This is a genomic window from Demequina lutea (genome assembly GCF_013409005.1).
GTDB lineage: Bacteria > Actinomycetota > Actinomycetes > Actinomycetales > Demequinaceae > Demequina > Demequina lutea.
This window is the reverse complement of record NZ_JACBZO010000001.1, coordinates 735,771-749,291: the sequence shown is the minus strand read 5'-3', so window position 1 is coordinate 749,291 and position 13,521 is coordinate 735,771. Positions and strand designations below refer to the sequence as shown.

Sequence of the window (13,521 nt, the reverse complement as noted above, 5' to 3'; positions counted from 1 at the left end):
GCTCGGAATCTAGTGTGCGCGGGAGTTCTGGTGCATCGCAAACGCACTCAAGCCTGCGCACAAAACGATTGCTGCGGCGGCCCACCACGTCAGGAACCTGATCAACGAGTCATCCTTGGGCGCTGAGCCCATCGCCGCCACCAACCGGGCCCACAAGGGCTCAATCGGCACCACCATCATCGCTGCGCTCACACCGATCACCATCACTGCTCTCCGAATGTGCTTCACAATGGCGCTCCACGGCTTGTCACCTGTTCTTGCGGATCCCATCGGCGCTTATCTCGCGAGGTGCAGGAGAATCTGTGTCGCGTCGGTCACACCGTGGTCCGGCGGGCTCCCACATCGCCGGCTGCCTGTCCTGCCGGTGTCGATCCACCGGAGGAGGGGTGCGCCCACCAACGCACGAAGGCCCCTGCCACCACAAGGGTGACGGGGGCCTTCGCGTGAACTCCTGCGTGACTACTCGCGCGGGAAGTTGAACTCCTCAAGGCGCACAGCCTCGCCGGTGCCTTCAGAGAAGAACTGTCCGTCCCACTCCTCGTACCCAAAGGTCGGGAAGAGGTTTGCCTTGGCGTCCTCGGTCGGGGTGACCGTGGCGCCGCGGTAGCGGGCCAGGCCGGTACCGGCGGGGATGAGCTTTCCAAGGATGACGTTCTCCTTGAGGCCAAGAAGCGAGTCGGACTTGCCCGACAACGCCGCCTCCGTGAGGACTCGCGTGGTCTCCTGGAACGAAGCCGCAGACAACCACGACTCGGTGGCAAGCGACGCCTTGGTGATACCCATGAGCTCGGGGCGGGCAGATGCTGCCTTGCCGCCCTTCTTCACGGTCTCACGGTTGGCGTTCTCGAAGCGGCTACGCTCGGCGAGCTCGCCGGGAAGCAGGTTCGTCTCACCGGAGTCGAGAACCGTCACGCGACGCAACATCTGCCGCACGATGACCTCGATGTGCTTGTCGTGGATCTCCACACCCTGCGAGCGGTACACCCGCTGGACCTCGTCCACCAGGTGCTTCTGGGTGGCGCGGGGGCCGAGGATGCGCAGCACGTTCTTCGGGTCGACAGCACCCGCGATGAGCTGTTGGCCCACCTCGACGTGCTCGCCGTCCTGAACCACCAGGCGCGAACGCTTGGTGACCGGGTACGAGATCGGCTCGTCGCCGTTGTCTGGCGTGATGACGAGGCGGCGCGTGGCCTCCGTGTCATCCACATTCATCCGACCCGCGACCTCGGCGATCGGGGCCTCACCCTTGGGGGTGCGGGCCTCGAACAGCTCCTGGACGCGAGGAAGACCCTGCGTGATGTCATCGGCCGATGCCACACCACCGGTGTGGAACGTGCGCATCGTCAGCTGGGTACCTGGCTCACCGATCGACTGGGCCGCGATGATGCCGACGGCCTCGCCAATGTCGACGAGTTCACGGGTCGCGAGCGACCGTCCGTAGCACTGGGCACACGTGCCCACCGCGGAGACGCAGGTCAGGACCGAGCGGACCTTGACCTCCGTGATGCCACCGGCAATGAGCGTGTCAAGAGCGGCGTCGCCAATGTCGATGCCCGCCTTGGCCAGCACCTTGCCGTCCGCGCCCACAACGTCGGTCGCAAGCGTGCGAGCGAACACCGAGGTGGCCACGCGCTCGTGCTGAACGACGTTGCCTGCAGGGTCGGTCTCGACGATCGGCATCGTGAGGCCACGGTCGGTCCCACAGTCGTCCTCGCGCACGATGACGTCCTGAGACACGTCCACCAGACGACGCGTGAGGTAACCCGAGTCGGCGGTACGCAGCGCCGTGTCCGCGAGGCCCTTGCGGGCACCGTGGGTGGCGATGAAGTACTCAAGAACCGACAGGCCCTCGCGGTAGTTCGACTTGATGGGGCGAGGAATAATCTCGCCCTTCGGGTTCGACACCAGACCACGCATACCGGCGATCTGACGCACCTGCATCCAGTTACCACGAGCACCCGAGCCGACCATCGTCTGCACGGTGTTGTACTTCGGGAAGGACTTGCGCATCTCGACGTCCACCTCGTTGGTGGCACGCGTCCAGATCTCGATGAGCTCCTGGCGACGCTCCGGGTTGGTGATCAGACCGTTGTCGTACTGGTCCTGCACCTTCGCGGCCTGCGTCTCGTAGCGGTCGAGGATCTCCTGCTTGTTCGCGGGAGTTACGACGTCGCCGATGGCGATCGTCACGCCCGAACGGGTCGCCCAGTGGAAGCCCGAGGCCTTCAGAGCATCGAGCGATGCGGCGACCTCGACCTTCTCGTAGCGCTCCGCGAGGGTGTTGACGATGTCGGCAAGAACCTTCTTGTCGACGTCGCGGTTCACGTACGGGAAGGACACGGGAAGGAGCCCATTGAAGATGGCCCGACCAAGGGTCGTCTTCAGCGTGACAATGTCGCCGAACTTCCAGCCCTCTGGCGTGGGCCAGCCTGCCGGCGGAACCGTCTCGCCGTCGACGCGGAGGAGAACCTCGGTGCCGATGGTGATGACGCCCGCGTCGAGGGCCATGACGGCCTCCGCCTCGGAGCCGAACGCGAGACCCTCGCCCTTGGCGCCTGGCTTCATGAGCGTCAGGTGGTACAGGCCGATGATCATGTCCTGGGTGGGCATGGTCACCGGTCGGCCATCGGACGGCTTCAGGATGTTGTTGCTCGAGAGCATGAGGATGCGGGCCTCGGCCTGCGCCTCCGCGCTCAGCGGCAGGTGGACCGCCATCTGGTCACCGTCGAAGTCGGCGTTGAACGCCGCACAGACGAGCGGGTGCAGGTGGATGGCCTTGCCCTCAACGAGCTGAGGCTCAAACGCCTGGATGCCCAGGCGGTGAAGCGTCGGCGCGCGGTTGAGCAGCACGGGGTGCTCGCGGATGACCTCTTCGAGCACGTCCCACACCTCGGGGCGTGAACGCTCGACCATGCGCTTCGCAGACTTGATGTTCTGCGCGTGGTTGAGCTCGACGAGGCGCTTCATGACGAAGGGCTTGAAGAGCTCGAGCGCCATCTGCTTGGGCAGACCGCACTGGTGCAGCTTGAGCCTGGGGCCGACGACGATGACCGAACGGCCCGAGTAGTCGACGCGCTTGCCGAGCAGGTTCTGACGGAAGCGCCCCTGCTTGCCCTTGAGCATGTCCGAGATGGACTTGAGGGGGCGGTTTCCTGGACCCGTAACGGGGCGACCGCGACGACCGTTGTCGAACAACGCGTCAACGGCTTCCTGGAGCATGCGCTTCTCGTTATTCACGATGATCTCGGGGGCACCGAGATCCAGCAGACGCTTCAGGCGGTTGTTGCGGTTGATGACACGGCGGTAGAGGTCGTTGAGGTCGGAGGTCGCAAAGCGGCCACCGTCCAACTGCACCATCGGACGCAGGTCGGGGGGAATCACGGGAACGGCGTCGAGCACCATGCCGGTCGGGTGGTTCGTCGTGGTGAGGAACGCGTTGACCACCTTGAGGCGCTTGAGCGCGCGCGTCTTGCGCTGGCCCTTGCCGTTGGCGATGATGTCGCGCAGGTTGTCCTGCTCGGCCGCAAGGTCGAAGTCATTCAGACGACGCTGAATGGCCTCGGCACCCATCGCACCCTTGAAGTACGAGCCGTAGCGGCGCGAGAGCTCGCGGTACAGCAACTCGTCGCCCTCGAGGTCCTGGACCTTGAGTCCGACGAAGCGGTCGAACACCGCGGTGAGGCGGTCGATCTCCGCATCAAAGCGCTTGCGGATGTTCGCCATCTCGCGCTCTGCGGAGTCCTTGACCTTGCGCTTGGCGTCGGCCTTTGAACCCTCGGCCTCAAGCTCGGCCAGGTCCTTTTCCAACTTCTCTGCACGCTCGTTGATGCCGAGGTCGCGCTGGTTGGTGAGGTGCTTCTTCTCCTGCTCGAGCTCGTTGCGGAGCTGAGGCAGATCCTCGTGACGGCCGTCGACATCAACCTCGGTGACCATGTAGGCCGCAAAGTAGATGACCTTCTCGAGGTCCTTGGGGGCAAGGTCGAGGAGGTAGCCGAGGCGAGAAGGAACACCCTTGAAGTACCAGATGTGCGTCACGGGAGCTGCAAGCTCGATGTGACCCATGCGCTCACGGCGCACCTTGGAACGGGTCACCTCGACGCCGCAGCGCTCACAGACGATGCCGCGGTAGCGGACACGCTTGTACTTGCCGCAGCCACATTCCCAGTCACGGGTGGGGCCAAAGATCTTCTCGCAGAACAGCCCGTCCTTCTCTGGCTTGAGCGTGCGGTAGTTGATCGTCTCCGGCTTCTTCACCTCGCCGTGTGACCACGTACGAATGTCCTCTGCAGAGGCCAGACCAATGCGTAGTTCCCTGAACTCGTTAACGTCGAGCACGTGGACCCCTTAAATCTCGTCGACGCTGGAAGCGTCGGGACGGCTGGACAGCGAGATGCCGAGTGACTCGGCGGCCTGGTAGGCATCGTCTTCGGTCTCACGCATTTCGACCAGCTGGCCTTCTGCGTTAAGAACCTCGACGTTGAGACACAGTGACTGCATCTCCTTCATCAGCACCCTGAACGATTCCGGAAGACCTGGCTCCGGAATGTTCTGGCCCTTCACGATCGCCTCGTAGACCTTGACGCGGCCCACGATGTCATCGGACTTGATGGTGAGGAGCTCCTGCAGGGCGTAGGCAGCGCCGTACGCCTCGAGGGCCCACACCTCCATCTCGCCGAATCGCTGGCCACCGAACTGCGCCTTACCACCGAGCGGCTGCTGGGTGATCATCGAGTACGGGCCGGTGGAGCGTGCGTGAATCTTGTCGTCCACCAAGTGGTGGAGCTTCAAGATGTACTTGTAGCCAATGTTGATGGGCTCGGGGAACGGCTCGCCTGAGCGGCCGTCGTAGAGCTTGGCCTTGCCATCGGAACCGACGAGGCGGTTACCGTCGCGGTTCGGCGTCGTGACTGCACGCAGACCGTTGATGGTGTCCTCGGAGATGCCGTCGAAGACCGGCGTGGCCACGTTCGTGCCCCCGGAGGCCTTGCGAGCGCCGTCGGGCAGGTGCTTGGTCCACTCACCCTTTTCTTCCGTGGCGTCCCAACCCTCGTGAGCCACCCAACCGAGGTGGGTCTCGAGGACCTGGCCGACGTTCATGCGGCCTGGAACACCAAGCGGGTTGAGGATCACGTCGACGGGGGTTCCATCCTCGAGGAATGGCATGTCCTCGATCGGAAGGATCGTCGAGATGACGCCCTTGTTGCCGTGACGGCCTGCGAGCTTGTCGCCTTCCTGGATCTTGCGGCGCTGAGCGATGTAGACACGCACCAGCTGGTTCACACCAGCGGGCAGGTCGTCGCCCTCCTCCTCGGTGAACACGCGGACACCGATGACGGTACCCATCTCGCCGTGAGGAACCTTGAGCGACGTGTCGCGCACCTCACGGGCCTTCTCACCAAAGATGGCGCGCAGCAGGCGCTCCTCGGGGGTGAGCTCGGTCTCGCCCTTGGGCGTGACCTTGCCGACGAGGATGTCACCTGCGCGAACCTCTGCACCAATGCGGACGATGCCGCGCTCGTCGAGATCCGCGAGGACCTCTTCGGAGGCGTTCGGGATGTCCCGAGTGATCTCCTCCGGGCCGAGCTTCGTGTCGCGAGCGTCGACCTCGTGCTCCTCGATGTGAATCGAGGAAAGGACGTCGTCCTGAACAAGGCGCTGCGACAAGATGATCGCGTCCTCGAAGTTGTGACCCTCCCAGCACATGAACGCCACAAGGACGTTCCGGCCAAGAGCAAGATCACCATTATCCGTGGCGGGACCATCGGCCAGAACCGCGCCCACTTCGACGCGGTCGCCCTCGTCGACGAGCACGCGCTGGTTGTAGCTCGTGCCCTGGTTTGAACGCTCGAACTTGGCGATGCGGTAGGAACCCATCGTGCCGTCGTCGTTGGCGACGGTCACCAGGTCGGAACTGACCTCGTGAACCACACCGGCCTTGGCCGCAACGACCACGTCACCGGCGTCGACCGCCGCGCGGCGCTCCATGCCGGTGCCGACGAGCGGCGCCTCCGAGCGGACCAACGGGACCGCCTGGCGTTGCATGTTGGCACCCATGAGGGCGCGGTTGGCGTCGTCGTGCTCCAGGAACGGAATCAGCGCCGTGGCAACCGACACCATCTGGCGCGGGGAGACGTCGATGTAGTCGACGGCGTCCGGCGCGACGAACTCGACCTCGCCACCCTTGGCACGCACGAGCACACGCTCGTCGGTGAATACACCGGCCTTGGTGAGACCCGCGTTGGCCTGGGCGATGACGTAGCGGTCCTCGTCGTCGGCCGTGAGGTAGTCGATCTGGTCGATGATCTTGCCCTTGACGACCTTGCGGTACGGCGTCTCGACAAAGCCGAGCGGGTTGATGCGACCAAACGAAGCGAGCGAACCGATGAGGCCAATGTTCGGGCCTTCAGGGGTCTCAATGGGGCACATGCGGCCGTAGTGCGACGGGTGAACGTCACGGACCTCCATGCCTGCGCGATCACGGGACAGACCGCCGGGGCCAAGCGCCGACAGGCGACGCTTGTGGGTCAGACCCGCGAGTGGGTTGTTCTGGTCCATGAACTGCGACAGCTGCGAGGTTCCGAAGAACTCGCGGATGGCGGCGACAACGGGGCGCGTGTTGATCAGGGTCTGCGGCGTGATGGCCTCGACGTCCTGAGTCGTCATGCGCTCGCGCACCACGCGCTCCATACGGGACAGTCCCGTGCGGATCTGGTTCTGAATCAGTTCGCCGACCGCGCGGATGCGACGGTTGCCAAAGTGGTCGATGTCGTCGGTCTCGACGATCACGTCACCGTGTTCGCCCTTAAGCGTCTTGTGACCGGCGTGCGCTGCGGCGATGTACTTCACCGTCGCGACGATGTCGTCCACACCCAGAACCGAGTCGCCCAGCACCTTGGTGAGGCCGAGCTTCTTGTTGAGCTTGAAGCGCCCCACCTTGGCGAGGTCGTAGCGCTTGGAGTTGAAGTAGAAGTTGTCGAGCAGGTTCTGTCCAGCCTCGACCGTGGGCGGCTCGCCCGGACGCAGCTTGCGGTACAGGTCGACGAGAGCCTCTTCGCGAGTGTGGACGGTGTCCTTCTCGAGCGTCTCAAGAACGGAGGGGTACGCAGCGAACTCACGGGTGATGTCGTCGTCCGACAGGCCGAGGGCCTTCAGGAACAGCGTCACCGACTGCTTGCGCTTGCGGTCAACGCGGACGCCGACGGCATCGCGCTTGTCGATCTCGAACTCGAGCCAGGCGCCGCGCGAAGGAATCATCTTCGCGGTGAAGATGTCCTTGTCGCTCGTCTTGTCGGGAGTCGACTCGAAGTACACACCAGGCGAACGCACCAGCTGCGACACGACGACGCGCTCGGTGCCGTTGATGATGAACGTTCCGCGAGGGGACATCAGGGGGAAGTCGCCCATGAACACCGTCTGCGACTTGATCTCGCCCGTGGTGTTGTTCATGAACTCCGCCGTCACGAACAGCTGAGCGGAGTAGGTGAAGTCCTTCTCCTTGCACTCCTCTGGCGTGTGACGCGGCTCCTCAAAGTATGGGTCTGAGAAACTGAGCGACATCGTCTGGCCGAAGTCCTCAATAGGAGAAATCTCCTCGAAGATCTCCTGGAGGCCAGCGATCTCGGGGACATCGCTGCGGCCGGCCTTCTTGGCGGCTTCAACGCGGTCCTTCCAGAGGGAGTTGCCCAGAAGCCAGTCGAACGACTCGGTCTGCAGCCCGATGAGGTTAGGAACCTCAACTGGCTCAGAGACCTGAGCGAACGAAATACGGCTAGAGAAGCGGTTGGCGAATGCGGAATCGGTGCGCGAGGCAGCCAATGGGGGTCCTTCCCATCAATTTTGAACGGTTCCGCGTTGCCTCAGCCACAGCTCCACCGGACCCTGTGGCGTCATCACGTAGGCGTGGACGCGCAGCAGGTAGGTATATGAGGGCAGGGCAATAGACAGCGCAACCTCCAACGTTAATCACCGTGGGGGCACTTGTCAAGCCACAATATCTTCGCACGATAGACCCTCCGGCAGACAGCCGTCGAGAGGCCGCGCCGATCTGGGGATAACCCCTGAGTCGCCGCGACCCGACGCTACGAACCAATACAAGGAACGCCGCGCCGACAGAAAGCCCGGAACCAACGCCGACGTCGGTGTGTCGCCGGCGAATTGGTTCGAAGCGTCGCGCTGCGGGCACAGACGCGGCGAGGGCCGAGCCACCTTGCGGCGGCCCGGCCCTCGTGAGCGTTGAGAAGAGGTGTTACTTGACCTCGACCGTGGCGCCGGCGGCCTCAAGGACCTCCTTGGCCTTAGCGGCCTCTTCCTTCTTCACACCTTCGAGGACGGGGCTGGGCGCGCCGTCGACGAGTGCCTTGGCCTCGCCAAGACCGAGGTTCGTGAGCGCACGGACCTCCTTGATGACCTGGATCTTCTTCTCGCCGACCGCCGCGAGAATGACGTCGAACGTGTCCTTCTCCTCGACCTCTTCAACGGCGGCAGCGGCGGGGCCTGCTGCGGCAACTGCGACGGGGGCCGCTGCAGTGACGTCGAAGGTCTCCTCGAAGGCCTTCACAAAGTCAGAAAGCTCAATGAGCGTGAGCTCCTTGAATGCTGCGATGAGCTGCTCGGTAGTGAGCTTAGCCATTTTGATGTCCTTTTCTAGAAGTATTCTCTGCGCGATGCAGTGAGGTGGTGGTTGCGGCGTTACGCCGCGTTTTCCTGCTTTTCGCGCAGGGCGTCAACAGTGCGGACCGCCTGCGAGAGCGGTGCCTGGAAGAGGTAAGCCGCGCCGAAGAGCGATGCCTTGAAGACACTCGCAGCCTTGGCAAGCAGTACCTCACGGGACTCGAGGCTTGCGATCTTGACAACATCGTCGGCGGAGAGGACCTTGCCCTCGAGCACGCCTCCCTTGATGACAAGGTTGTCGTTCGACTTCGAAAAGTCGCGCAATCCCTTCGCAGCCTCCACCGGGTCACCGGTGACGAATGCGATGGCCGTGGGGCCGAAGAAGAGGGAGTCAAGTCCCTCGACACCGGCGTCCTTAGCCGCGAGCGCCGTCAGCGTGTTCTTCGCGACCACAAAGGTCGCGTCGCCGCGGAGGCCGGTACGCAGTTGCTTCATCTGCGGAACGGTCAGGCCGCGGTACTCGGTGACATACACGGCCGAGGCGTTACGGAATGCGTCCGCAAGCGCCTTGACGGTAGTCGCCTTTTCTGGCGTCGCCATGATTGTCCTTCCTATGGGTAACCGCCGATGCCCCGATCGGGCTCGCCCCCACAACAGAAAAGCCCCGCGCGGGCGGGGCTGGCTAGCGGCTCGGGTCCACCAACACGAAAGGGCGGCCGTAGCCGCCCAAGGTTGGCGCGCACGAGGCGCTGTCAACATCACCTACGCTGGTCTCCGCTGTTGCGGAACTTCCGTCAATCCCAGTTACCTGGGGCCGACGACCGGCGGTCTTGGGCTCGATGAGCATACGCGATCAGGGCGCGCGACGCAAAGTGGGGCCCGCACACGGCAAAGGCCCGGCCCCCTTGAGGGGAACCGGGCCTTTGAACGCAGTACTTGTGACCTAAGCGTCGACCTTCGCCATCGCGTCGATCGGGATGCCGGGACCCTGAGTCGACGAGATCGACGCCTTCAGGATGTAGCGCCCCTTCGAGGCCGCAGGCTTGGAGCGAAGCACCTCGTCGAGCAACGCCTGGAAGTTCTCCATGAGCTTGACGTCGCCGAACGACGCCTTGCCCAGCAGCGAGTGCAGGTTGCCGTGCTTGTCGACGCGGAACTCGATCTTTCCGCCCTTGATCTCCGTGACGGCCTTGGTGACATCCATCGTCACGGTGCCCGTCTTGGGGTTGGGCATGAGGCCACGCGGACCGAGCACGCGGCCGAGTCGGCCGACCTTGCCCATGAGGTCCGGCGTCGCCACGACGGCGTCGAAGTCCTGGCGGCCGTTGGCCACCTCTTCGATGAGCTCGTCGCCACCGACGATGTCAGCGCCTGCGGCGAGTGCCGCCTCCGCCTTCTCAGCGTTGGCGAAGACCAGGACCCGGGCGGTCTTGCCAGTGCCGTTCGGCAGGATCACGGTGGAGCGGACCATCTGGTCAGCGTGACGGGGGTCGACACCCAACCTGAAGACGACGTCGATGGTCGAGTCGGCCTTCTTGGAAGAGGTCTTCTGTGCGAGGCGAAGTGCCTCGAGCGGTGTGTAGAACTGGTTCGCGTCGACCAGCATGGCCGAATCGCGATACGCCTTTGAGCGCTTCATTTCTGCTTCTTTCTCTGCAGTCGTGGTGCCGGGCCGCGCTGGCCCTCCCACTGGGGTGAAATCTTGGAAACGGCCTAGTTGACCGTGATACCCATGGAACGGGCAGTACCAGCGATGATCTTCGCAGCGGCGTCGATATCGTTGGCGTTGAGGTCTTCCATCTTGATCGTGGCGATCTCACGCACCTGTGCGTCGGTCAGCGAGCCAACCTTGTCGGTGTGAGGAACGCCAGAGCCCTTGGCCACGCCTGCGGCCTGCTTGATGAGCTCCGATGCAGGAGGAGTCTTGGTGATGAACGTGAAGCTGCGGTCCTCGTACACCGTGATTTCCACGGGGACGATGCTGCCTCGCTGCGACTCGGTCGCGGCGTTGTAGGCCTTGCAGAACTCCATGATGTTCACACCGTGCTGACCCAATGCAGGGCCAACCGGCGGAGCCGGGTTCGCGAGACCGGCCTTGATCTGAAGCTTGATCAGGCCGGCAACCTTCTTCTTCGGGGGTGCCATGTGTCTTTCGGGTCCTTCTGTGTCAGTGATGGCGACTTGCGTCGCCGCTTGGTGTCGTTCCCGTAGGTGCGTCCGCTTACGTGAGCTTCTGCACTTGCGAGAATGACAACTCGACCGGAGTCTCCCGGCCGAAGATTGAAACGAGAACGTGGAGCTTCTGCCCCTCCACGTTGATCTCGGAGATGCTTCCAGGCAGCGTGGCGAATGGGCCGTCGATGACGGTGATCGCCTCTCCCACGTGGAAGTCGATTTCGATGGGAACACCGTTGACGGTGGTCTTGTCGTCGCCCGCCGCACCTGCGGGAGGGGCGGGAGCCAGCATGCTGTAGACCTCTTCGGGCGTGAGCGGCACGGGCTGGTGAGCGTGGCCCACAAAGCCAGTGACGCCTGGCGTGTTACGCACGGCGCCCCACGACTCATCCGTCAGTTCCATGCGCACCAGGACGTATCCGGGCATGCGCACACGGGTCACAGTCTTCTTCTGTCCGTTCTTGTACTCAACGACATCCTCCATGGTCACCTCGACCTGGTAGATGAAGTCCTCCATGTTGAGGCTCACGACGCGGTGCTCAATAGCCTGCTTCACGCGCTTCTCGTGGCCGGAGTACGAGTGGATGACGTACCAATCGCCGTCCTGCATGAGCAGCTGCGCGCGGAACTCGACCATCGGGTCAATGAGGCCCTCGTCGGTGCCTTCTTCGACGACGTCCGCGACAGTGATGTCCGTCTCGACCTCGTTCGCCAGCACAGTGTCGGTCTCCAGCGCCTCGTCCGCCGCTTCGGCTGGATCGGAAGGCACGGTGTCGTCGTCGCTCTCGACGACCGCGTCAACTGGCGCGTCGCCAAAGCCCGCCTCGTCGACGGGGACAGCCTCGTCCTCTACAGGCGCGGCCTGCTCAAGGTCATCGTCAATCGAGTCAACGACGTTCTGGTCTTCGTTAGTCACATCAGTCCTTTCGTCCCGCTACTTGCCGAAGACCCACTTGGTCAGCGCGGTGAATCCGAGGTCCAAGAAAAACGTCAGCGCCATCATGACGCCCACGAAGCCGAGGACGACCCAGATGTAGTTGATGAGCTCCTCGCGGGTGGGGGCCACAACGCGCTTGAGTTCCGAGATCACCTGGCGCACGAACAGCGCGATCCGCGCGAAGAGGCTAAGACTGTCGCGCGACTCGTGACGCGGGTCCCTCTCTCCTGCGTCCGTCACAGCTGATTCGCTCACCGGGATGTCCTTTGGTTATGGGGCGCATGTGCGTCCGTCTTACGCAGGGCAGGCGGGACTCGAACCCACAACCGTCGGTTTTGGAGACCGATGCGCTACCAATTGCGCCACTGCCCTCCGGGGTGGTTGTGTCCCCGCAGGTTTGGCCGACCAACTTTCTAGCCCGTTTGACACGCTCCCAGCGATCCGAATTTGGGCACGCGTCATCATGGCTGTTGTCAATCGCCGAAGTGACATGCTACGCGGTCGACCGCCCAAACGCGAACCCGGGGGGACTGCTTCATGCCGCGGCGGTGGAACAATGGTCGCATGACTGCTCCCACTCGCCGCGTCTCCGCCCGCCTCGCCGCCATCGCGCCCTCTGCGACCCTCGCGGTCGACTCAAAAGCGAAGGCCCTCAAGGCCGCGGGCCGTCCCGTCATCGGCTTCGGCGCCGGCGAACCGGACTTCCCCACGCCGGCAGCGATCGTCGATGCCGCGGTGGCCGCGGCCAAGGACCCGAAGAACCACCGCTACACACCCGCAGCGGGACTGCCCGAACTGAAGCAAGCCATCGCCGCCAAGACGCTGCGCGACTCCGGTTACGAGATCGATCCCGCCTCCGTCATCGTGACCAACGGCGGCAAGCAGGCCGTATTCCAGGCGTTTGCTGCCATCATCGACCCCGGCGACGAGGTGCTGCTGCCCGCGCCCTACTGGACCACGTACCCCGAGGCAATCACGCTCGCTGGCGGCACCGCCGTCGAGGTGTTTGCGGGCGTCGACCAGGGCTACCTCGTCACCGTGGATCAGCTCGAGGCCGCGCGCACAGACGCCACCAAGGCGATTCTGTTCTGTTCTCCGTCCAACCCCACGGGCGCCGTCTACTCCCCCGAGCAGACCAAGGCAATCGGCGAATGGGCCCTCGAGCACGGCATCTGGGTCATCACAGACGAGATCTACGAGCACCTCACTTATGACGGCGCGGAATTCACGCCGATGCTGCGCGCGGTGCCGGAGCTCGCCGACCAGACCATCGTGCTCAACGGCGTCGCCAAGACCTACGCGATGACCGGTTGGCGCGTGGGCTGGATGGTTGCCCCCGCCGACGTCATCAAGGCGGCCTCCAACTTCCAGTCGCATCTCACCTCCAACGTCGCCAACGTGTCGCAGCGCGCGGCCATCGCGGCGCTCGAGGGCGGGCTCGAAGACGTTCACCTGATGCGCAAGGCGTTCGACCGCAGGCGCGCCGTCATGGTGGAGATGCTCCGCGAGATCGATGGCGTCGTCTGCCCCACACCCACGGGCGCCTTCTACGCTTATCCATCGGTCGAGGGCCTCATCGGCAAGACGATCCGCGGCAGGGCCATCGGGTCGAGCGCCGACCTCGCGGCCATCATTCTCGAGGAGGCCGAGGTCGCCGTGGTGCCAGGCGAGGCATTCGGCCCGAGCGGCTTCTTGCGCCTCAGTTACGCACTCGGCGACGACGACCTGGTGGAAGGGGTCGGACGCATCCAGCGTCTGCTGGCCGAGGCGAAGTAGGGGTCAACTCTTCCCACAATCGT

10 protein-coding genes and 1 tRNA gene are annotated in these 13,521 nt (G+C 63.9%); 1 reads left to right on the top strand and 10 read right to left on the bottom strand.

The features are described 5' to 3' along the window. Positions 1 to 9: 9 nt before the first annotated feature. The 10 genes from BKA03_RS03640 to BKA03_RS03595 all read right to left on the bottom strand — a co-directional run bounded on the left by BKA03_RS03640 (position 10) and on the right by BKA03_RS03595 (position 12,094). On the bottom strand, positions 10 to 228 hold the full coding sequence (locus tag BKA03_RS03640) for a hypothetical protein (RefSeq protein WP_152649499.1): 219 nt from the start codon (positions 226 to 228) through the stop codon (positions 10 to 12). 231 nt (positions 229 to 459) lie between these two features. Next, a complete protein-coding gene (locus BKA03_RS03635) occupies positions 460 to 4,335 on the bottom strand; it encodes a DNA-directed RNA polymerase subunit beta' (RefSeq protein WP_062074605.1) in 3,876 nt (1,291 codons plus the stop codon). A gap of 9 nt (positions 4,336 to 4,344) precedes the next feature. Further along, the gene (gene rpoB, locus BKA03_RS03630; RefSeq protein ID WP_062074606.1) at positions 4,345 to 7,815 is read right to left on the bottom strand and encodes a DNA-directed RNA polymerase subunit beta; all 3,471 of its coding nucleotides are present in this window, start codon (positions 7,813 to 7,815) and stop codon (positions 4,345 to 4,347) included. A gap of 430 nt (positions 7,816 to 8,245) precedes the next feature. Beyond that, a complete protein-coding gene (gene rplL / locus BKA03_RS03625; protein WP_062074607.1) occupies positions 8,246 to 8,629 on the bottom strand; it encodes a 50S ribosomal protein L7/L12 in 384 nt (127 codons plus the stop codon). A 59-nt stretch (positions 8,630 to 8,688) separates the two neighbouring features. After that, positions 8,689 to 9,210: a 50S ribosomal protein L10 gene (gene rplJ / locus BKA03_RS03620; protein ID WP_062074608.1), complete on the bottom strand. Its 522-nt coding sequence runs from the start codon at positions 9,208 to 9,210 to the stop codon at positions 8,689 to 8,691. A 343-nt stretch (positions 9,211 to 9,553) separates the two neighbouring features. Beyond that, positions 9,554 to 10,249, bottom strand: a complete 696-nt coding sequence (rplA, locus tag BKA03_RS03615; protein ID WP_062074609.1) for a 50S ribosomal protein L1 — start codon at positions 10,247 to 10,249, stop codon at positions 9,554 to 9,556. Positions 10,250 to 10,323: 74 nt separating this feature from the next. Beyond that, positions 10,324 to 10,755, bottom strand: a complete 432-nt coding sequence (gene rplK, locus BKA03_RS03610) for a 50S ribosomal protein L11 (protein WP_062074610.1) — start codon at positions 10,753 to 10,755, stop codon at positions 10,324 to 10,326. 76 nt (positions 10,756 to 10,831) lie between these two features. After that, a complete protein-coding gene (gene nusG, locus BKA03_RS03605) occupies positions 10,832 to 11,701 on the bottom strand; it encodes a transcription termination/antitermination protein NusG (RefSeq protein ID WP_083971350.1) in 870 nt (289 codons plus the stop codon). Positions 11,702 to 11,719: 18 nt separating this feature from the next. After that, positions 11,720 to 11,977: a preprotein translocase subunit SecE gene (secE, locus tag BKA03_RS03600; RefSeq protein ID WP_062074611.1), complete on the bottom strand. Its 258-nt coding sequence runs from the start codon at positions 11,975 to 11,977 to the stop codon at positions 11,720 to 11,722. Positions 11,978 to 12,021: 44 nt separating this feature from the next. Beyond that, positions 12,022 to 12,094: transfer RNA gene (locus BKA03_RS03595), tRNA-Trp, on the bottom strand. A gap of 192 nt (positions 12,095 to 12,286) precedes the next feature. Here BKA03_RS03595 and BKA03_RS03590 point away from each other — a divergent pair. Continuing rightward, positions 12,287 to 13,498, top strand: a complete 1,212-nt coding sequence (locus tag BKA03_RS03590; RefSeq protein WP_062074612.1) for a pyridoxal phosphate-dependent aminotransferase — start codon at positions 12,287 to 12,289, stop codon at positions 13,496 to 13,498. Positions 13,499 to 13,521: the final 23 nt, after the last annotated feature.